Raw genomic sequence first — 18903 nt, 5'->3', positions numbered from 1 at the left:
CTACGCTTTAGCCGCTGCTGCCCTCGGATTCTCTTTCACAGGGACAGCAGCGGCTTTTATCCGGCATGAACCGCAGCATAGACACCGTGGTTCCTTCGGCATTTTTCTTTGACCTCAGCCAGGGTGTCGACTACACGAGGGAAACCTCAGCAGTTCCTCTTTAGGATTTCGCCTCTGCCTCAAGAACGAAAAGGCGTTTACCCCAGCCAACAGCCGTGGTGGAGGCAATAAAAGCGCCGTTGTCAGCGACAGCAGCGTTGATGTCTTCCTGAGTCGGTATCTTGGTGCCGAACATGGAAAGCCTCACCATGTCCTCTTCATAGGAATGCTCATCTCCGCCTACCGTATCGATAACCTCGGTAAAGATATAAACCCGCCGGAACGTATCCTTACTTATTGCACGGTTTAATTGGTGAGCTACTTCCTCGCTACCAAAGACACCCCAGGGATCGATGAAAACTACATCAGTTGCCCACACATAGTCCACTTCAGTGGGATAAAAACCGCTTCCCTCGCCATTCGTCTCGCATCGTGCACGAGAGGTTACTGCGATTTCCTGTAGCACCGCTTCCGAGGAAGCATCACTGATAATACGGCTCTGGGCATGCTCCCATCGTCGGAGTATTTCATCTGCATATACCGCGCCTCCCTGGCCAATGATGAGAACGCGAGCGGTTTCATCTAAATACTGCTGTAGTGCCTTAGCTGCCGAAGGAGCAGTCCACCCAGCGCTCACATTCTTTTGCTCAAAGCGTTCGGCCACGAGTTGTGGGTCACGGCTAACATACTCTGACCACGGCAATCCCTTTTCCCCTTGAGGTGCTGACTCACCGGTACGAAGACTGTACTCAAGTCGCATCAGCGCCATCGCCTCAAGATGCGCAGGCCCGCTTAACCAGCGCACCGCATTTGAATCTGGGTCCGCCAGTTCCATTCCCATTGCAGTCAACGTGAGGGCGTTCCCGCTGATTTCGACGAGTTGAAGAGCGGCCAAGTAACGGACAAATCTTCCCAAAGCCTCCTCGTGAAGTTCTGCCGCAACAGCAAGGGCAGGGACTGTGTTGGCACCCGCATCGATTTCTTGAAATAGTCCTAAACGTACTGCAGTGCGAAGCGCAAAGGCCGAGTTCAACTCAGCTAAATCATGGATATTATGCAAAACACTATTACTACTGCTCGATGCGTTTCCTTTGCCGTGTTTCGGGTTAGTACGCCGCCAGTAGCCCGTGATTTCTTGATGCTCAGGGGTAATTCCGGAAGCTTTAAACAAACGGCGCAGCGGTTTTAGCCGAGAAGCTTCCCCTGCCGCCCATACGTATCCTTCGCCATCAGGCAATAATGAAGGAGAAGTAGCTTCAAAAAGCGCCCTAGTCTTTTCCACGAAGTCCTCACCCCGTTCGCGTACCGCCCAGTGGACCTGTACTGAATCGGAAATGTCTAAGCTCTGAATATCAGCGCTCGTAGGAACCTCTATCACCGCAATCGCAGGGTGCCCGCACGGGAGTGATTCTACGCAGCGGCCAATTGCCGGGAGCGCAGTCTCATCTCCTGCCAAAAATAGCCAATCGGTATGCGTAGGTAACTGTGCACAAGACTTCGGACCTGCCACAAAAATGGCGTCACCTATTCGAGCGTTCTGTGACCAGTTTTCTGCTAGGCCCTCACCGTGGCGCGCGAAATCTATTGCTAACCGCTGGTTAGCAGCGTCAAAGTGGCGGACTGTGTATGTCCGGAATAGATTTTTGACAGCTTCTGGCCACAGTAGGTTGCCATCTTTTTGGGCGATTGGGTGCGGCCTTTCTCCAGTTTCCGGATCCGGGAAGATCAGCCGAACGTCGTCATCAAAACCATTGCTTAATAATGCAGGAACGGAAATACCATCGTGTTTGTGCTCCTGGAGTTGCTCTCCGCTGAGCGTAATGCGCCGCATGCATGGCGATATATCTTCGACATTTTGCACATATAATTCCCGGTAAGAGATTGGATAAATTTCTCTACCTCGACTGTTTCTGGGCATAGTTTTAACCATTCCTTTTGGTCAAGTTGATTTTTATTTCGTTGCCGGAGAGGCAAGAACGAACTCACCACTTCCTTGGACTTCATCACCTAAAACAACGCCTTCCGATAAATCGGAAGGCGTTCATGACTACCTGCTGCAACGGAGTGAGCCCCTTCTAGCAGGTATCAGGGTTGTGCGGGCCTTGACTACTTTCCAACCTTTTCCAGCGTCGGCATCGTCTTATCCAATACCCAAGCTCGACTCAAGCTCGTCGGGTTGTTAAGTCCGTAGACGACGGCTGAATCACCAGCGAGAGTCGCATCGGCTTTCACCTGTGGCAAATCTTTGTATCCCGAAATTTTTTCAACCTCTTCGATTGAGCCGTCGTGGTTATAAATAACCATGAAATCAGCGGCTAGGTAGGAAACATTTTCCGGGGAAAGCGTGACGCGGCCATTATTAGCTGGGACGGATCCGTCCGTCAGCTTGTCCGGGAACTTCATGCCCAGATCGTAGATGAAGGAAGCACCCGGATCCTCAGGGTCAGCAACGGCGCGAAAGGAGCCTTGGGCGAACTGGGAAACAACGCCGGTTTTACCGGAGAGGTTAGGCAATTTTTCCTTTGCGTCGGAGAAACGCTTCTGATCCTCTTCAATAGCTTTCTTCGCTTCGGATTCCTTATTGAAGATCTTGCCCAAAGCTTCTAGCTGAGATTCCCAGCTAATTCCCTCACCCTTATCGGAGATTCCGCCGAGAGTCGGTGCGATTGCAGACAATTCCTTGTAATTAGCCTCGGAAATTGCCCAGTCGTCGCCAACGATGAAGTCGGGTTCGATTGCCGCGATTTGTTCCTGGGGCAGAGTCTTGAAGTCTGTCTGATCGATCACCTTGACGCCATCGAGCTTGGCCTCGCGCCAAGGCGAGTTCTTGTCTATTCTATGCTGCACAACGGCAGCTGGTTTAATTCCAAGTTCCAGCAGGTTATCAACGGCCGTTCCTACGGCAACCACGTTTTGCGGGTTGACCGGATACGTGTCCGTTCCCCGTGCGTGCTCAATGGTCACGTCTTCTGCAACCTCGGAGGTTGTTGCCGCTTCATCGGTTGAATCGTTCGACGAGCAGCCCGACAGAACTAATCCGGCACAGATAGCGGCAGCAATGAATGACCGCGCACCTCTTTTTACTGACATCCTTTATCCTTAAAGTCGGTTTCCTCAAGCTACCTTTCAGCTCTTTTCATCAGAGTTTTCGGTAGACCCGAAGGTAACTTTTTAAGTTAGGTTAGCATTACCTATGCCACGTTGCAATAGTTTATTCTAGTTATTGATCTATAGTTATTACCTATCTAAAGGGGTATACCTTCACCCTTTCGCACAACGACAGGGGCGATATCAGACAGCTACTTGTATACATTTTCATCAATGTCCGAGGACACGGTCACGATAAGTTCTGGATCGTCTTTTCGATACGCGGAGTATCGCCCCCGATTCTGTCGTTATGCCGAATGCCGACGCCAGCGGCGTAGCCGCATTTACGCCAATCCCTAATCTCCAGCAACTTATTTTGAACGCCCCTTAAGTAAATGAAGGCTTACCTTACTTCGTGCTGTAATATGTTTTCCCATGATTGACAACCACCCCCAGCAAAAGTCTGAGCCACAACTCGGCCGAAGCTCCCCTCCCCTTCCAGAGGTGGCAAGTACCCGATCGCGGAGGAACGATCCTGTGGGCACGTCGGGATATATGGAATTTTGTCAACCGCACTGGGACGAATTCACCGTTACGCACCTCTCCCGCCCCCACAACTTAGGATTTCCCATCGTGATCGATATGGCAGAGATGACCGGTCATGAGCGTCTCTCGTCCTTCTTGGGCCATCGGGTCACAGCACCCTTGGATCTGGACTCGGAGCTCCTCATGGTTTTGTCCGGGCCAGACTACCGAAGCACCAGCGCCTACTGGGCACTCTTTAGGGCCTACTTCACGGACATCGGAAAGCAGCAGTGGGCAGGCCAACAGGCTCGGTTATGTGGTCGCCTGCAGCTAGGTGCGGGCTGGCAGCCACTGCAGGGATTGGAGGCCACGCTATGAGTGTGCGCACTACCCGCCTACTGGGCCTAGGGGTACTGTTCCTACTGGTCCTCGGCGGCACGATCTGCAGTTTGCTGTACGGTGCCCGTTCCATTCCTGCGGAGGATGTGTGGGCCGCGCTGCGGGATCTCCCAGGGGCGAGCGGCTCCCAAGACGAAGTTCCAACCAATCAACGCGTAGTAGCCGAGCTGCGGCTACCGCGCACCCTGCTGGCCATTATGGTGGGGGCGGCACTGGGAGTGGCCGGTGCTCTCATTCAGGGCCATACCCGCAATCCCCTGGCAGATCCGGGAATCCTCGGTGTCAGCTCCGGCGCGGCCCTGAGCGTTGTGGTCAGCTTCGCTCTGTTTGGCATCACCGCCCCGTGGGCCACCGCAGTAGTAGCCTTCCTCGGCGCGATCGCAGCCACTGCACTAGTCTTCGGCCTAGCCTCCGCAGGCAAAGCAGCAGTGGACCCTTTGACCTTAGTACTGGGCGGAGCCGCACTGTCGGCGGTATTAAGCGCCATTACCAGCGCATTCGTTCTCACCAATGACAATAACCTGGATCGAATGCGCTTTTGGACCGTCGGTTCCCTTGCCGGTCGGGATATGAACATTGCACTAGGCATCCTGCTGTTTATAGTGCTGGGACTGATCCTGGCGTTTGCCACCGGCCCACAGTTGAACATCTTGAACTTAGGCGACGACGTGGCCGCAGGACTCGGCATCAACACCGCGGCCGCAAGACTTGGCGGCATGGGCATCATCGCACTGCTGGCCGGGGCGGCCACGGCTGCAGCGGGCCCGCTGGGCTTCATTGGTCTGGTAGTGCCCCACATTGTCCGGGCTCTCACAGGCCCAGATTACAAGTGGATTTTGCCTTACTCTGCACTGGCCGGCGCGGCACTGTTGCTGTGTGCGGACGTAGTGGGCCGCCTCATCGCCCGCCCCGGGGAGCTCCAAGTGGGCATCGTATTGGCATTCGTTGGCGCGCCGTTCTTCCTCGCCTTAATCTCTCGGAAAAAGGTGATGACGCTGTGATACGACATAACAAGGCTGTACAGGATAAACAAAGCACTTCGTGGCAGATGCCGGGCAGGGTGCCATTCCGAGCTGGGCCAATCTCCTTTCTCTGGCGCCCGCGGGTGGTGCTGGTGTGTCTTATCGCCACAGCGCTCATTGTCTTTTTAGGAGCACTCTCCATCGGACTGGGCGACTACCCTATTTCCGTCCCCCGAGTACTACAGGTGATCTTTCATGGGGAAGGATCCCGCGTGGAAAAACTCGTGGTCCTCGAGTGGCGCATGCCTCGAGTAGCCACAGCCATCGCGGTCGGCTGCGCACTGGGACTTTCTGGAGCGCTAACCCAGACGGTCACCCGGAACGCGTTGGCCAGCCCCGATATCCTCGGCATCACCACGGGCGCCTCTGCCATGGCCGTAACGGTCATCGTGCTCGGCGGTGGCGGCAGTGGCTTCGCCGGCTGGCTCGCTGGAATTGGGATTCCCTTGGCCGCGTTTCTGGGCGCGATACTGAGCACCACGGTTATCTGGGCGTTGGCTTGGCGGCGCCACGCGGATTCCTACCGCCTCGTACTCGTGGGCATCATCATTACCGCGCTGCTAAGTTCCTACATCAATTTCCTCATGGTCCGCGCGGAACTGCGGGATGCCAGCCAGGCACAGTTCTGGCTCACCGGGTCCCTGGCCAAGTCGGAGTGGAATACCACCATCCCCATGGTCGCCCTTGTGATTGTATGCGCCCCGTTGCTGGCTTGGATCTCCCACCAAACGCTGGCCACCACTCTGGGACCCGATCTAGCCCGAGCGCTGGGCCAGCGAGTCAACGGCGTGCAGGTGGCAATGCTGGCGTTGGCCGTAGCGCTAGCTGCGGTAGCTGTTTCCGCTGCCGGCCCCATCGGATTTATCGCCTTTGTAGCGCCTCAAGTAGCCCTTCGGATGTGCGGCGTACCCAGTCCCCCGCTTGCGGCGTCGGCTCTTACCGGCGCAGTACTGTTACTAGGTGCGGACATCGTGACCCAAACTATTCTGCCGGTGGAACTTCCGGTGGGTATTGTCACCTCCGCGCTGGGCGGTATCTTCCTCATTTACCTACTCGTTCAACGCACTAGGAGCACAGACGCATGACCTCCCCCATACCTCAGTCAAGCGCAGACCAACCGAATACCACCAGTAGCGTGGTCGCTTCCTCGGTCACGGTAGGCTACGGCCAGCGCACCATCATCCGCGATCTCAACGCCACGTTCCCAGCGGGAAAAATCACCACTATCGTGGGGCCCAACGGGTGCGGTAAATCGACCTTGCTGCGTGCCATGTCCGGACTGCTCGACCTCGATACAGGGACCGTATATGTAAATGGACAAGATATCTCGGCCATCAAGCGCAAGGACGTCGCCCGAAAACTGGCAGTGTTGCCCCAATCACCCGTGGCACCTGAAGGCCTGTTGGTCTCCGATCTGGTAGCCCGCGGTCGGCACCCGCACCAAGCATGGTTCCGGCAGTGGTCCTCTACCGACGAGGAAGCAGTCTTCGCGGCTCTAAGCCAGACCGGTTCTGCAGATCTTGCGAGCCGTACGTTGGATGAGCTTTCCGGAGGCCAGCGCCAGCGGGCGTGGATCTCCATGGTGCTAACGCAAAACACCGACATCCTCTTCCTAGACGAGCCGACCACTTACCTTGACCTGGCTACCTCCGTGGACATCCTCGAACTTGTCGATAGCCTGCGTCAGAAACTAGGAAGAACCGTAGTAATGGTGCTGCACGATCTAAACCTGGCGGTGCGCTACTCCGATTACCTTGTGGTTATGAAGGAAGGCCAGGTAATAGCTTCCGGCGCACCCGCCGATATCATCACCGCAGAGCTGCTGCAGCAGGCTTTTGATCTGCGGGCACGGGTGATCGAGGATCCGGAGACTGGAGATCCGCTCATCGTTCCACTCAGAATGAAGCGCCCTGGGTTTAGTTCCTCCCTCAGCTAAGGATTCCTCCGCTAGCCAACCTTCCGCATCAATCTTTGAGGGGAAGGAATGCCCAGGGCGGTGAAACGCACCATCCGGCCCGGTGTATTCCGCATAGACGCGCTTGCCCTTAACCGACACCTTGCCGAATGCCCGGCGCGTGCGCTCAGCCTTCCTCCGTGCCATTGCCACACCTTCCACAACGAGGGACTAGGGACTAGGGAAACGTTCCCTATTCATTCCCTAATCAGAGTCATTTAGTGGCAACTCGTGGCCACCTGTGGCAACACAGTATCATGCCAATGAACTGCACAGATACAGCAAATCCCCCGGTGAACGCTCACCAGGGGAAATGCTATCTGTGGAGCCGCCGGGAATTGAACCCGGGTCCTTCGTCACCTCGCCAGGGCTTCTCCGTGCGCAGTCTGCACAGGATCTCTACTCGGCCCTCCGGCTCGGGCAAACTCGCTCCGGATGATGGGCCCAGTTGCTCTCAAAGTCCCCAACCGGCCGAACAACAAACCGGTCAGGCAAGTTCCCTAGTCGATGCCAGGTTCTAGGTCAGGAACATAACCTAGGCTGACAGACACGCGTCGCTGGAATTAGGCAGCGAGGGCGTAGTCACGCTGAGAGTTCTTCTCTGCGTTTATTGGTTGCTACGACGCTTAACGGTGGTCTCTAGCCTGCACCGGCACGCTTCCCCTGGCTCAATGTACGAAGTCGAAACCATGTCGACCCCTCAGTGACACATTGCTGTGAAAGCTACGCAGAACGCGTCTTTATGCGCCCTACGGTCTGTTCAACGCTACTGCAGCCGCCCCTATTCCCGCAAGCTCCGCCGCAGGCCACGTGAGGCATAGCTTTCATAAGCACCCCCTTGTGATTAACATCTACTTAAGCGCTGTTAAGGTGTGTGAGTCTTATCCCCCTACGTTGTTAAAGGCTGCAAAGTGAGCACACATACCGAAACCACTAGCTCCCCAGAAGACGCTAAACGCCCAGCAAGCAACACCGAATGGGCCATCTCGCTCTTCGGCACCGCCGTGGGCGCTGGCATTCTTTTCCTCCCCATCAACGCCGGCAGCTTCGGCTTTTGGCCCCTCCTCGTGGCCACGATTCTGATTGGCCCGATGACATACTTCTCCCACCGCGGTCTTGCCCGCATGATTTGTGCGTCACCACGCCAGGGTGAGGACATCACCGCAGTGGTCACGGACTACTTCGGCAAAAGCGCTGGTTTTATCATTTCGGTGGTTTATTTCTGCGCCATCTTCCCCATCGTCCTGATTTATGGTGTGTCGATTACCAACACGGTTAACAGCTTCATCGTCAACCAGCTGAACGGACCAACGTTTCCGCGCCCGCTCCTCGCGTTCCTTCTCGTGGGCTTTATGACCATCGTCTTCGCCTTTGGTCAACGTATGGTGCTGGCCGTCACGCAGTTCTTGGTCTACCCGCTAATCTTTTGCCTTGGCGCGCTGTCCATCTACCTCATCCCGCGCTGGGACGTCGCTTCCTTCATGGAGGTGGGCAACAATGATTGGCGCGTCGTCGGCGCTGTCGCCCTCATCATCCCCGTGCTGGTCTTCTCCTTTAACCACTCCCCCGCGATTTCCCAGTTCTCCTTGGCCATGGTCGCCGCACACGGCCGTGAGAAGAGCTCGGAGAACGCGTCGCGTGCGCTGGCGCTGACCGCCATTTTGCTCACCGTGTTCACCATGTTCTTCGTGTGGTCCTGCACCCTCACGCTTGGTGCGGACGGTCTCGCCGAGGCCCGCGAGCAAAACCTGCCGGTTCTGTCTTACCTGGCCAACGTCACCGGTGTTCCGGTCTTGGCTTTCCTCTCCCCCATCATCGCGATGATCGCCATCATCTCCTCCTACTTCGGACACGTGCTGGGAGCTACCGAGGGCGGCAACTTCCTGCTACGCAGCGCCGCGCCGCGCGCCACGGCGAAGCTATCGGAAAAGCAGCTCAATTCCATCATGCACGGCATCATCTTTGTTTGTGCATGGATCGTGGCCATTATCGATCCGTCGATTCTGGGCCTGATTGAGGCCATCGGCGGCCCCTTCATCGCCTCGATTCTCTACCTGCTGCCGATGTATGCCATCCACCGCATCGACGCGCTCAAGCAATTCCGCGGCCGTGCCAGCAACGTCTTCGTTGTCGTCACCGGCCTCATCGCCGTGGGCGCCACCATCTGGGGACTATTCGTCTAGCTTTCCTCTAACCACGCCTTCAACACAGTGGCGTGGTTGACCTCGCGGTCCTTGGCGGCGAAGAGAAGGGTGACGTCACCATCCTCCGCTAGTTGGCGCAAGCGCGCCAACTCCTCGCCGTCGTTCTCGTCGAGCTCCGCACGGTAGCGCCGGGCAAACTCTTCGAAGGCGTCGGCATCGTGCCCCCACCACTTACGCAACCCTGGACTGGGCGCGACATTTTTGAACCAGTGGTCATAGGACAGACGCTCCTTGGCCACGCCACGGGGCCAGAGCTTATCGACGAGCACCGCTGCCCCACGCGACTGCTCATCTTCCCGAATAACGTCATGCACCTTAGCCGTGTAAATCATGGCTTCCAGCTTAGGCGTTAATCCCCTTGACGCGGCGGCCCAGCTCGCGGGTGATGTCGCGGTCCTGGTCGCGGCGCTTGATTGCTTCGCGCTTGTCGTAGTCCTGCTTACCCTTGGCCAAGCCGAGCTCGCACTTGGCGCGGCCGTCCTTCAGGTACACCTTGAGCGGGATCAGCGTCTTGTTGCCGTCGCGCACCTGGCCCATGAGCTTGTCAATCTCCCTGCGGTGCAACAGCAGCTTGCGTGTGCGCTTGGGCGAGTGATTCGTCCACGAGCCCTGGGAATACTCCGGGATGTGGAGGTTGCGGATATAGACCTCGCCGTCGTCAATGGTGGCGAAGGCATCTGCCAAGGAGATTTTGCCTTCGCGCATCGACTTAATTTCGGTGCCCACGAGCACCATGCCGCATTCCAGGGTGTCGAGGATGGTGTAGTCGTGGCGGGCACGTCGGTTGGTGGCCAAGGTCGAGTTATTGTCGACGGCCGCCTTTTTCTTCTTTGCCTTCTTCGCCATAGTTCGCACTATATTACGCTACTGCCAGGCACAACCCACAACAGGCCTGTTGGGCTATGTCCGCACATAGGCGCGCATGGTCACCTGTGCGGTCAGTGCAGCGCACAGGATTGCCACGAGCCCCACGATAGGCAGAGCCGTCCACACGTCGCCTGCGGTCACCGGGGCCAGAAGCTGATTGTGGTACAAGTCCTTCAGCGCGGGATCGATCACCGTGTTCTTTCCCACGATGACACCGACCCCGGCGAGGATGACACCGCCGAGGGAACCAAGGACCGCCTCCATGATGAAGGGCGCGTGGGTAATCCACCGCGAGGCACCGACCATGCGCATGATCGCGGTCTCTCGCTGGCGCTGATAGGCGGCGATCTGCACCATGTTCGCAATCAGCATGATGGCGGCCAGCGCCATGACCGCTGCCAGGACGAAGGTGGCATTCCGGATGGCGTCGAGGTTGCCGGCGGCGCTGCGCACCTCCTCCTGCTGGTCTATGATGTCGCTGACGGCGGGGTCGGACGCGATGGCGTCGATAGGCGCGGTATCCGTCGGATCCTTCAGCCGCACATGGAAGGCCGCCGGCAGCGCATCCGGGGATGTCTCCTCAACCATGACTGGGTCGGTTTCCTTGAACAACTCCACGAAGCGCTCATAAGAATCCGCACGGTTGCGGTAGCTCACAGACTCGATGTCTTCATCCGCTTCCAGCTTCTTCTTCAACTCGGCGCAGGCGGAGTCCTTACACTCCGGATCATTGGCAGAAATATCCTCGTTGAGCTGGACCATGACCTCGACGCGCTCGAGGTAGATGTCTTTGGTCTCGTTGGTCATCTGGGTCACCAGAACACCAGCCACCACCAGGGCCACCGAAATGGCCGTGGTAATCACCATGGCGATGGTCATGGTGATATTGCGCCCAAGCCCCTTGAAAGCCTCTCTAAAAACAAAGCCCAGATTCACCTAGACCGCCTCCCCATACATCGCATTCTTCTCATCGCGCACGAGCGTGCCGTTGTGTAGCTCAATGACGCGCTGGCGGGCCTCGTTGACCGCGCGCGCGTTGTGCGTCGACATCACGATCGTCGTCCCGCGACGGTTGATCTTGGTGAGCAAGGCCATGATCTCCGCAGCCGTGGAGGGATCAAGGTTGCCCGTCGGTTCGTCGGCAAGCAGCAGCTTGGGACGGTTGACAAAGGCCCTCGCAATCGCCACGCGCTGCTGCTCGCCGCCTGAGAGCTCATGCGGCATGCGGTGCTGCTTGGCGCCGAGGCCGACCATGTCAAGGACCTCTGGGACCTGCTTGGCAATCCGCGCCTTGCGTTTGCCGATGACTTCCAAGGCAAAGGCCACGTTGTCATAAACGTTCAGTTTGGGCAGCAGGCGAAAGTCCTGGAAAACGTAGCCGATGGACTGACGCAGCCTATTGACCTCGCGCCCCTTCAACGCGTTGACGTGGAAGTCCCCAAAGTAGATGTCCCCTGAGCTCACATTTGTCTCGCGGACCATGAGCTGGAGGAAGGTCGACTTGCCAGAACCGGATGGGCCGATGAGAAAGACGAATTCGCCGTCTTCTATCTCAAAGGACACGTTGTCCAGCGCGGGCCTCGTGGAGGTCGGATAGACCTTGGACACATTCTCGAAAGTGATCACTTAAGCCACATTAGCAACAATTATTACTCGGGCCTAGGACTCCTGTTGCGCCATGCGCCACCGAATACCAGATTCCAAGAAACCATCGATATCCCCGTCCAAGACTTTGGAAGGGTCTCCCACCTCGTAATTCGTGCGCAGATCCTTGACCATCTGGTAGGGATGCAGCACATAGGAACGCATCTGATTACCCCAAGAGGCATTACCACCCGCGCCCAGTGCATCGAGCTCCGCGCGCTCCTCCTGGCGCTTACGCTCCAGCAGCTTCGCCTGCAGCACGCCCATAGCTGAAGCCTTGTTCTGGATCTGGGACTTTTCGTTCTGACAGGTCACCACGATGCCAGTCGGGATGTGCGTCAAGCGCACCGCCGAATCCGTTGTGTTGACCGACTGACCACCCGGGCCCGAGGAGCGGTAGACGTCCACGCGCACGTCCGAATCCGGCACCTCGATGGAGTCGGTTTGCTCCACCACCGGCAGCACCTCCACCTCCGCGAACGAGGTTTGGCGGCGGGCTTGGTTATCAAAAGGAGAAATACGCACCAAGCGGTGCGCGCCCTGCTCTACGGAAAGCTGGCCATACATGTATTCGCCATGCACCACGAAGGTAGCGGACTTAATACCGGCTTCTTCGGCATAGGAGATGTCATAAACATCCACCTTGTGGCCGTTTTTCTCCGCCCAGCGCGTATACATGCGCATGAGCATCTCCGCCCAGTCCGCAGCATCCACGCCACCGGCTCCGGAGCGTATGTGGATCACCGCCTCACGCTCGTCGTACTCACCGGACAACATGGTGGTCACCTCGAGCGTCTCGATGGCCGCGCCGAGCTCTTCCAGCTCCGTATCCACGAGCTCCTGAGAGGCCTCGTCGCCTTCCTCCTCCGCCAGCTCAGACATCACGGGCAGATCCTCAATGCGCCCGCGCAGGGAGGAAAGCTTGCGCAGCTTCGCCTGCTGCGCCGAGAGCTCCGAGGTCACCTTCTGTGCATGGTCAGGGTCATCCCACAGCGACGGGTCCCCTGCCTGGGCCTCGAGCTCGCGCACGCGCTCGGACACCGCCTCCGGGTCCATCACCTTTTCAATGGAGGTCAAGGTGGCGCTGAGTTCCTCAAGTCGTGCTGTTTGTTCCGGACGCATAGCCCCCTACTCTACTTATTCTTTCTCCCTGATTAGCCATCGGCCGCGTTTAGCGCGACAATAGGCGGCATGAGTGACCAGCCAAGCCTCACCGAGATGATCGATGCCATCATCAAGACCTTCATCGTCGCCCATGCCGACGATACCGACGCCCACCTTGCCCAGGCGCTTGTTTATAACGCCGGCCGCCTGGCCTGGCGCCTGCGCGAGCAGGGAGTAGACGTCGAGCAAAAGACCTCCGTCTCCGATGTCGTCACCGACGCTGACTTCGCCGCCGAGCGCTTCGTCGCTGGTGTCCTCGAAGCCCTGCGCGGCGAGGACGGCATCGTGGGCGAGGAGGGTGCGAACCGTGAGTCGGCCTCCGGCCGCACCTGGGTCATCGACCCCGTCGACGGCACCTACAACTTCGCTTCCGGGTTCGATTACTGGTGCTCTGCACTCGCGCTTATCGACGCTGAAGGGGTCATCCTCGGCGCCGTTCACCGCCCCGCTATGGGCTACACCTGGTTTGGTGGCCGCGACTTCCCCACCAGCCTGGATGGCAAGGACGTTGCCAAGCTTGCCGACACCCCCGCCGACAAACTGTGCTTGTCGACGTACCTGCACCCTACGTCCATGATCGACCCGAAAATCGCTGCTGCCTGGGAGAAGGTAGCTCCGCACTTCGCCACCGTGCGTATGCTGGGTGCGGGCTCCGTGGATCTCTCCTGCGTGGCGGATGGCACGTGGGGCGCGTGGATGCAGCACTCGGTCAAGGACTGGGATTGGTATCCCGGCCAGGCGCTGGTGCTGGCCGCGGGCGGCGCGGCGCGCAAGGTTGAGGCCGGCGGTGTGGAATGGTGTATCGCGGGTAATAAACAGGTAGTTGATCAGATGGAGGAATGGCTCCGTGGGTAAGTACAAAGAAGACCTCGGCTTGGCATTGGAGATGGCGGGCCATGCGGACGCCATCACGATGCACCGCTTTGAGGCTGCAGACCTGTCCGTCAAAGAAAAGCCGGACATGACCCCGGTCTCCGATGCGGACTTGGCCTGCGAAAAAGCCATCCGTGAGGCGCTCAAGCGCTCCCGCCCGCGCGATGAGGTGCTGGGTGAAGAGTTTGGTGGCGAGGCCTGCTTCGAGGGCCGCCAGTGGGTAATCGATCCTATCGACGGCACGAAGAATTTCGTGCGCGGCGTCCCCGTCTGGGCCACCCTCATCGCGCTGTTGGAAGACGGCGAGCCGGTCGTCTCCGTCGTCTCCGCCCCTGCCCTGCGGCGCCGCTGGTACGCAGCCAAGGGCGGCGGCGCCTACCGAGTTTTCGGCGGGGAGCCGAAACGCCTGCGTGTTTCCGAGGTCTCCAAACTGGAAGATGCTTCTCTGGCCATGAGCTCCTTGTCTGGGTGGCGGCCGAACCGCGACGCTTTCATCTCATTCACGGACAAGGTCTGGCGTTTGCGCGGCTACGGCGACTTCTGGAATTACTGTCTGGTGGCCGAAGGTGCCGTCGACATCGCTGCCGAGCCCGAGGTCTCCCTCTGGGACCTAGCAGCCCCAGCGCTTCTTGTGACTGAGGCCGGTGGCCGCTTCACCAACGTCCGCGGCGAAGACGGCCCCCACGGCGGCTCAGCGCTGGCCTCCAACGGCAAGCTTCACGACGCCGCCCTCAGCGCCTTGTCCTAGCTTCTGCGCGGCGCCCCAACGTCGCACGCCAGCGAACCGTGCCGCGTACAGGTCACTTCGATCAAATAGGGCCCCAGATCTTTAAAGATCTGGGGCCCTATTTGTTAGAAACGTACTTCTAGTTCTCCGGAAGCACGAATCCAGAACCTGGGCCCTCGCGGCGGTTGAGATCCGCGATGATGGCATCGGTATTAGCCACGACCGTCGGGTTGTGCAGCGCACCCTGCCACGGGGTGCGGCAGGACGGCAGACCCGGGACCAGTCCACGGGATACCGAGCCGACGATACGGCCGTCGCGGAAGACCGGAGCGCCGGAGTCCCCGACCATCGCGCACACCTGGTTAATCGTGATGCGCTCAGTGTGCTGGAAAGTCATGCCACAGGTGCGGCCAGTAGCTACACCGCTCTTGCAGGTAATATCGCCCGGCTGCGTGGTACCACCGATCGCCTGCGCGCTCACACCGTTGTAGCTGCGGGTTACCTCAGCCTGGGAGCCGAACTCGATGAGCGAATAGTCCAGGTTCGCGTTCTTCGCCACCACGGTGCCGGTGGGGCCTACCTGCCAGGAATCCGCAGAAGACACCGGATCGCCGACATTTCCACAGTGGCCAGCAGTAATACCGACCTTGCGGCCTTCGGCATCAGTGCCGGCTGCCGTCAGCGTGCACATGGTGTCCTCACGGATGTACAGCGGGGTACCCGGGCCGTACAGAGACTTCCCTTCGGTCATCGCAACGTTGGATTCCTCGGGGATCTGGGGAGCATCGTAGAAAGAACCAGGGACTCGGTGCAGAACGTACTCCGCGTGCGGTTTACCAGCAGCAATCTTGGAGAACAGGTCGTTCTTCCACACATAATTCGGATCCGTGCCCTGGGGTACAAATTCCGGCTGCGTGGCCTCCTCCAACAGTCCGATAGGCGTCGGGTTCGTCAGCGGTTCACCCGTGATGGCATCAGCGCCGGCATAATCCTGCTGCTCGGACGGGGCCGGCAGTTGCGTCTTCAGGTTTGCCTGCTCCGCGAGGCGCTGCGCCGCAGGCGAGTTCACGGCTCCCTCGACTGCCTGATTCACATCCTTCGATGCCGCTGCGGCAGCACCGTTGACGGCGGTATCGAGGGCGTCGGTCAGCTCTTTGTCCACGGGCTTGGTCTCAATACCTACGGACTGCAGATCCGTGCGTACCTGGTCGACAAAACCTGCTGAATCAATCTCCGGGATGGTGGGGAGCTCCTGAGCACCCGCCATTGGGTTACCCAGGAAGAACGCACCTGCGAAAGCCGAGCCCACAATGACTTTCTTAAGGTGCGGAATTTTTCTCATTGAACAATTCCTCTTTTCATTTCTTCTCGTATTGGTCTATAAGACTTCCCCCATAATGACACGCGCACTGGGGTAGCCGTTTTCTAACGTGTGGGACTGTGTCCAAGCCGTTACACTACTGACAGTTTTCGGGTGCCCCCTCTTATCTTTCACCGCCTGCCGCGCCTCCGCAGACCTACTATGGAGGCATGTCTGAGACTGCCAATTCTTCGTCATCTCCTGCAGGCATTGCTGAGATAGTCGCTGTAATCCTGCGCGATAACCATGGCCGCGTTCTTGTCATCCGCGCCACCGATACTCCAGAATTCGTCCTGCCATTTGGCTCCATCGATGAGACCATTAATCCAGCTCGCGCCGCCCAGCTCATCGCCCACGAGGCTGTTCGCGCCGCGGTTGATATGTCGAAGTTGCGCCGCCTAGCCACCTATGTCTCGCCTGCGGCCAATGACGCACCTCAGACGATCCACGCTCACGTCTATGTCTGTGAAGAAGAGATTTCCGTCGCCCATCCTGACAAGGAGATTGCAGAGCTAGCCTGGGTCGATCCCGCTGCCCCAGACGTCACCGTCGCCCCATTACTTAGGGAGAGGGTATTCCCCGCTCTGCAGGACCTCTAAGCCCATAGCGTCTAGACTCCCCACCATGATTACGCAGCGACTACTCCCCGTTCTCGCCGCCGGTTCCCTTGCCCTTGCACTGGCCGGCTGCGCCACCGATGACAGCACCGACGCCACGCTTTCCGCTGTCTCCCCCACCACTCAAGCCGCCAGCGCCGAATCTGGGGCTTCAACATCCGCAGACCCGCAGTCACACGACGCAGATTCAGCGGCCGCCGAACAGAAGTCACCCGAGACAAGCGAAGACGCGCACAGCGCCCAAGGCGCAATCCCGACTGCCGCCGACAGCGCCTGCACAACGAAACAGCTAGATATCAGTCTTGCCAACGAGCAGGGGGCCGCCGGCTCACGCTTGGCTGACATTACGTTCACCAACACTTCTCCCGCACCGTGTACGTTGCAAGGCTTTCCTGGCGTCTCCGCCGTCACCAATGACGACGGCACCCAGCTCGGCCCCGCCGCCGAGCGTGAATCGGGCCAAGAAACAGCAACCGTCACGCTCGAGCCCGGGCACTCTGCCCGTGCGGGCCTGAAGATGACCAACATGGGTGTCCTTGACCCAACTTCCTGCCAGCCCCAGGCGGCCGACGGCCTGCGCGTCTACCCGCCCGGCGAAACCGCCAGCGCCTTCATCCGCATTTCCGGCTTCGAAGGGTGCGCTGGCGATGCCAACTACCTCTCTATCCAACCGGTTACCGCAGGTTAAACCCGCTTAAAAGCAGCAGGCGTTCACATCGGTCTACACTCGCGGCCATGGAATCCAAGAAGCTGACGTCGCTGGTGTTTGGGAACGTTGTGCTGGAATCGCACATGACGAAGACAACTATTGCCGTTTATTCGGAGGACATGCGGTCGTGGTACTTCCGCCCGAGCCCCTATACGGAGCTCAAGGTGCCGCTCGATGAACTACAAGGACAACTGAGTAGAGAGCGCGCGGAGCTCATCTCAGAGCGCATTTTCGATAGCGTCAAACTCGAGCTTGAGGAAAGCTACCCCGGCGGCGTGGACCGCGCACAGAAGGAACTCTGCGCCTGGCTTCGCCGTGCAGGCGACAGGGCTTAAGCGATGCCCGAACTACTCTCCTACTCCTCCACCGCAAGCTTCCCACAACTGCACATGTCCCGCGTCATCGACGCTGATTTTGACACCGCGGCCGACAAGCTCTTTAGCTGGGGACTCCAGCGCAGCGGCCTCTTTCGGGTTAATCCCAGCCACGCCATCGTAGAAGAAGGCGCAGAGGTCTCCCTCGGGTTAGGCCCATGGGAGTTTCGCTGCCGAGTGGTGGATGTATTCCACGAGGAGGGCCGCTGCGGCTTTACCTACGGCACCCTCCCCGGCCACATCGAGCGCGGCGAGGAAACCTTTACCCTGGAGCGCCTGCGGGATGGGCGCACGCTCCTGCTTGTCGACGCCTCCTCCCAACCCGCCCGCCTCGCCTTTCTGCGCCCGCTGCTCGATATTCCCCGGCGCGCGCTGATCCGCTTTTTCTACCTGCACGCTTTGGATGACTAATAGCGGGGTGTCAATGGGGCGCACTCCCCCTCGGTTCCACGCTCGCCTAGCGAGGTAACCACTTGGCATGTAACTTAACTCACATGCACACTTTCCCTCACCATACTTTCCGTTCCTTATCGGTGGCCTTAGCGGCCATTCTCGCGGTGTTAGCCGCGGCAGCTGCAACCGGGCTGTTTCCCTTAGCCGCCGCGGAAGACAAACCTTCCGAATCGGCCAACTCCACTTCCAGCAACATGGCTCCAACCATGGTGGTTTTCGATTCCTCCGGCTCGATGATCACCAACGATGCCGGCGGGCAGACCCGCATTGATGCCGCCAAGGAGGCCGCCCGCACCTTCATCACCGAAGCCGGAGATGACGCCCCTCTGGGGCTTGTCACCTATGGTGGCAACACCGGCGAAGCCCCCGAAGATGAGGCGGCCGGTTGCCAGGACATCACCGTGGTCGCACCACCCGAGGCCGGTAACTCTGAGAAGATGATCGCCCATATGGATGGCTTGCAGCCACGAGGATTCACCCCCATCGGCGAGTCCCTACGCAAGGCCGCCGCTGAGCTACCAGAGGAAGGCCAGCGCAGCATCATCTTGGTCTCCGATGGCGTTGCCACCTGCACCCCGCCACCCGTGTGTGATGTGGCGAAAGAGCTGAAGGAGCAGGGCATCGACCTAGTCATCAATACCGTCGGCTTCAACGTTGAGCCCGAGGCACAGCAGGAACTGCAGTGCATTGCCGACGCCACCGGCGGCACCTACGCCGACGCCTCCGACGCCGATAGCTTGGCCAAGGAACTGAACCGCGCAGCACCCCGCACCTTCAACGCCTACGAGTCAAACTGGCTCTTCCGGTTTCGGGGTGCGTAGCGGG

The 18903-nt window shown here is 58.8% G+C and carries 20 protein-coding genes and 1 other RNA gene; 12 read left to right on the top strand and 9 right to left on the bottom strand.

Translation table 11 applies throughout. The annotated features are described in order from the left end of the window. Window positions 1-160: 160 nt before the first annotated feature. The gene (locus HMPREF2896_RS01765) at window positions 161-1960 is read right to left on the bottom strand and encodes a siderophore-interacting protein (protein WP_246823966.1); all 1800 of its coding nucleotides are present in this window, start codon (window positions 1958-1960) and stop codon (window positions 161-163) included. Between the two features lie 245 nt (window positions 1961-2205). After that, window positions 2206-3063: an ABC transporter substrate-binding protein gene (locus tag HMPREF2896_RS01760; protein ID WP_246823965.1), complete on the bottom strand. Its 858-nt coding sequence runs from the start codon at window positions 3061-3063 to the stop codon at window positions 2206-2208. Window positions 3064-3819: 756 nt separating this feature from the next. Here HMPREF2896_RS01760 and HMPREF2896_RS01755 point away from each other — a divergent pair. From HMPREF2896_RS01755 to HMPREF2896_RS01740, 4 genes are read left to right on the top strand one after another with little or no spacing between them, the layout of a single operon-like run. Beyond that, window positions 3820-4089: a hypothetical protein gene (locus HMPREF2896_RS01755; protein WP_141754747.1), complete on the top strand. Its 270-nt coding sequence runs from the start codon at window positions 3820-3822 to the stop codon at window positions 4087-4089. Next, a complete protein-coding gene (locus HMPREF2896_RS01750) occupies window positions 4086-5111 on the top strand; it encodes a FecCD family ABC transporter permease (protein ID WP_070717220.1) in 1026 nt (341 codons plus the stop codon). Before HMPREF2896_RS01755 ends, HMPREF2896_RS01750 begins: the two co-directional genes overlap by 4 nt. Before the next feature lie 47 nt (window positions 5112-5158). Further along, window positions 5159-6217: a FecCD family ABC transporter permease gene (locus HMPREF2896_RS01745; RefSeq protein ID WP_013887772.1), complete on the top strand. Its 1059-nt coding sequence runs from the start codon at window positions 5159-5161 to the stop codon at window positions 6215-6217. Then, a complete protein-coding gene (locus HMPREF2896_RS01740) occupies window positions 6214-7068 on the top strand; it encodes an ABC transporter ATP-binding protein (protein ID WP_070717218.1) in 855 nt (284 codons plus the stop codon). Before HMPREF2896_RS01745 ends, HMPREF2896_RS01740 begins: the two co-directional genes overlap by 4 nt. 338 nt (window positions 7069-7406) lie before the next feature. On the opposite strand, the gene ssrA is transcribed toward HMPREF2896_RS01740, so the two are convergent. Beyond that, window positions 7407-7786, bottom strand: a transfer-messenger RNA (tmRNA) gene (ssrA, locus tag HMPREF2896_RS01735). 211 nt (window positions 7787-7997) lie between these two features. On the opposite strand from ssrA, the gene HMPREF2896_RS01730 reads away from it, so the two are divergent. After that, entirely contained in the window at window positions 7998-9269 is a 1272-nt protein-coding gene (locus tag HMPREF2896_RS01730) for an SLC5/6 family protein (RefSeq protein ID WP_070717215.1), read from the top strand. Here the strand turns inward: HMPREF2896_RS01730 and HMPREF2896_RS01725 are convergent. From HMPREF2896_RS01725 to prfB, 5 genes are read right to left on the bottom strand one after another with little or no spacing between them, the layout of a single operon-like run. Further along, entirely contained in the window at window positions 9266-9622 is a 357-nt protein-coding gene (locus HMPREF2896_RS01725) for a DUF488 domain-containing protein (protein WP_070717212.1), read from the bottom strand. The two genes, HMPREF2896_RS01730 and HMPREF2896_RS01725, sit on opposite strands and share 4 nt — an antisense overlap. A gap of 10 nt (window positions 9623-9632) precedes the next feature. Beyond that, window positions 9633-10136 (bottom strand): SsrA-binding protein SmpB, encoded by a 504-nt coding sequence (gene smpB / locus HMPREF2896_RS01720; protein ID WP_010189093.1) that lies wholly within the window; start codon window positions 10134-10136, stop codon window positions 9633-9635. 54 nt (window positions 10137-10190) lie between these two features. Next, window positions 10191-11093 carry a permease-like cell division protein FtsX gene (ftsX, locus tag HMPREF2896_RS01715; RefSeq protein WP_070717209.1) on the bottom strand — a complete coding sequence of 301 codons (903 nt, stop codon included), beginning with the start codon at window positions 11091-11093 and terminating at the stop codon, window positions 10191-10193. Beyond that, window positions 11094-11783, bottom strand: a complete 690-nt coding sequence (gene ftsE, locus HMPREF2896_RS01710; RefSeq protein WP_070717206.1) for a cell division ATP-binding protein FtsE — start codon at window positions 11781-11783, stop codon at window positions 11094-11096. 33 nt (window positions 11784-11816) lie between these two features. Continuing rightward, window positions 11817-12923, bottom strand: coding sequence for a peptide chain release factor 2 (gene prfB, locus HMPREF2896_RS01705; RefSeq protein WP_070717205.1), 1107 nt, complete (start codon window positions 12921-12923; stop codon window positions 11817-11819). A gap of 69 nt (window positions 12924-12992) precedes the next feature. On the opposite strand from prfB, the gene HMPREF2896_RS01700 reads away from it, so the two are divergent. Then, window positions 12993-13820 (top strand): inositol monophosphatase family protein, encoded by an 828-nt coding sequence (locus HMPREF2896_RS01700; protein ID WP_070512064.1) that lies wholly within the window; start codon window positions 12993-12995, stop codon window positions 13818-13820. After that, complete coding sequence (gene hisN, locus HMPREF2896_RS01695) at window positions 13813-14586, top strand: histidinol-phosphatase (RefSeq protein WP_070717202.1); 774 nt, start codon at window positions 13813-13815, stop codon at window positions 14584-14586. The genes HMPREF2896_RS01700 and hisN overlap by 8 nt, the downstream gene beginning before the upstream one ends. Window positions 14587-14704: 118 nt before the next feature. Here hisN and HMPREF2896_RS01690 read toward each other — a convergent pair whose 3' ends face one another. Next, a complete protein-coding gene (locus tag HMPREF2896_RS01690; RefSeq protein ID WP_070711141.1) occupies window positions 14705-15907 on the bottom strand; it encodes a S1 family peptidase in 1203 nt (400 codons plus the stop codon). Window positions 15908-16095: 188 nt separating this feature from the next. Here HMPREF2896_RS01690 and HMPREF2896_RS01685 point away from each other — a divergent pair, with 188 nt between their 5' ends. The 5 genes from HMPREF2896_RS01685 (at window position 16096) to HMPREF2896_RS01665 (ending at window position 18899) form a co-directional block, all read left to right on the top strand. Further along, window positions 16096-16524: an NUDIX domain-containing protein gene (locus HMPREF2896_RS01685; RefSeq protein WP_049156140.1), complete on the top strand. Its 429-nt coding sequence runs from the start codon at window positions 16096-16098 to the stop codon at window positions 16522-16524. Between the two features lie 25 nt (window positions 16525-16549). Next, window positions 16550-17230: a DUF4232 domain-containing protein gene (locus tag HMPREF2896_RS01680; protein WP_049156136.1), complete on the top strand. Its 681-nt coding sequence runs from the start codon at window positions 16550-16552 to the stop codon at window positions 17228-17230. A gap of 47 nt (window positions 17231-17277) precedes the next feature. Continuing rightward, entirely contained in the window at window positions 17278-17586 is a 309-nt protein-coding gene (locus tag HMPREF2896_RS01675) for a hypothetical protein (RefSeq protein ID WP_070644772.1), read from the top strand. Between the two features lie 3 nt (window positions 17587-17589). Beyond that, window positions 17590-18036: a DUF1990 family protein gene (locus HMPREF2896_RS01670; protein ID WP_070717199.1), complete on the top strand. Its 447-nt coding sequence runs from the start codon at window positions 17590-17592 to the stop codon at window positions 18034-18036. Between the two features lie 83 nt (window positions 18037-18119). Further along, the gene (locus HMPREF2896_RS01665; RefSeq protein ID WP_246823964.1) at window positions 18120-18899 is read left to right on the top strand and encodes a vWA domain-containing protein; all 780 of its coding nucleotides are present in this window, start codon (window positions 18120-18122) and stop codon (window positions 18897-18899) included. Window positions 18900-18903 lie beyond the last annotated feature (4 nt).

The organism is Corynebacterium sp. HMSC069E04 (assembly GCF_001813175.1).
Lineage (GTDB): Bacteria > Actinomycetota > Actinomycetes > Mycobacteriales > Mycobacteriaceae > Corynebacterium > Corynebacterium aurimucosum.
This window is presented reverse-complemented; position numbering and strand designations above follow the sequence as displayed.

What these genes read in the sequence shown, in the direction of transcription:
- HMPREF2896_RS01675 (WP_070644772.1), top strand. Translation starts at nt 17,278, where the DNA reads ATGGAATCCAAGAAGCTGACGTCGCTGGTGTTTGGGAACGTTGTGCTG.
- HMPREF2896_RS01670 (WP_070717199.1), top strand. Translation starts at nt 17,590, where the DNA reads ATGCCCGAACTACTCTCCTACTCCTCCACCGCAAGCTTCCCACAACTG.
- HMPREF2896_RS01750 (WP_070717220.1), top strand. Translation starts at nt 4,086, where the DNA reads ATGAGTGTGCGCACTACCCGCCTACTGGGCCTAGGGGTACTGTTCCTA.
- HMPREF2896_RS01665 (WP_246823964.1), top strand. Translation starts at nt 18,120, where the DNA reads ATGCACACTTTCCCTCACCATACTTTCCGTTCCTTATCGGTGGCCTTA.
- HMPREF2896_RS01680 (WP_049156136.1), top strand. Translation starts at nt 16,550, where the DNA reads ATGATTACGCAGCGACTACTCCCCGTTCTCGCCGCCGGTTCCCTTGCC.
- HMPREF2896_RS01745 (WP_013887772.1), top strand. Translation starts at nt 5,159, where the DNA reads ATGCCGGGCAGGGTGCCATTCCGAGCTGGGCCAATCTCCTTTCTCTGG.
- HMPREF2896_RS01690 (WP_070711141.1), bottom strand. Translation starts at nt 15,907, where the DNA reads ATGAGAAAAATTCCGCACCTTAAGAAAGTCATTGTGGGCTCGGCTTTC.
- HMPREF2896_RS01700 (WP_070512064.1), top strand. Translation starts at nt 12,993, where the DNA reads ATGAGTGACCAGCCAAGCCTCACCGAGATGATCGATGCCATCATCAAG.
- HMPREF2896_RS01740 (WP_070717218.1), top strand. Translation starts at nt 6,214, where the DNA reads ATGACCTCCCCCATACCTCAGTCAAGCGCAGACCAACCGAATACCACC.
- HMPREF2896_RS01725 (WP_070717212.1), bottom strand. Translation starts at nt 9,622, where the DNA reads ATGATTTACACGGCTAAGGTGCATGACGTTATTCGGGAAGATGAGCAG.
- prfB (WP_070717205.1), bottom strand. Translation starts at nt 12,923, where the DNA reads ATGCGTCCGGAACAAACAGCACGACTTGAGGAACTCAGCGCCACCTTG.
- smpB (WP_010189093.1), bottom strand. Translation starts at nt 10,136, where the DNA reads ATGGCGAAGAAGGCAAAGAAGAAAAAGGCGGCCGTCGACAATAACTCG.
- HMPREF2896_RS01685 (WP_049156140.1), top strand. Translation starts at nt 16,096, where the DNA reads ATGTCTGAGACTGCCAATTCTTCGTCATCTCCTGCAGGCATTGCTGAG.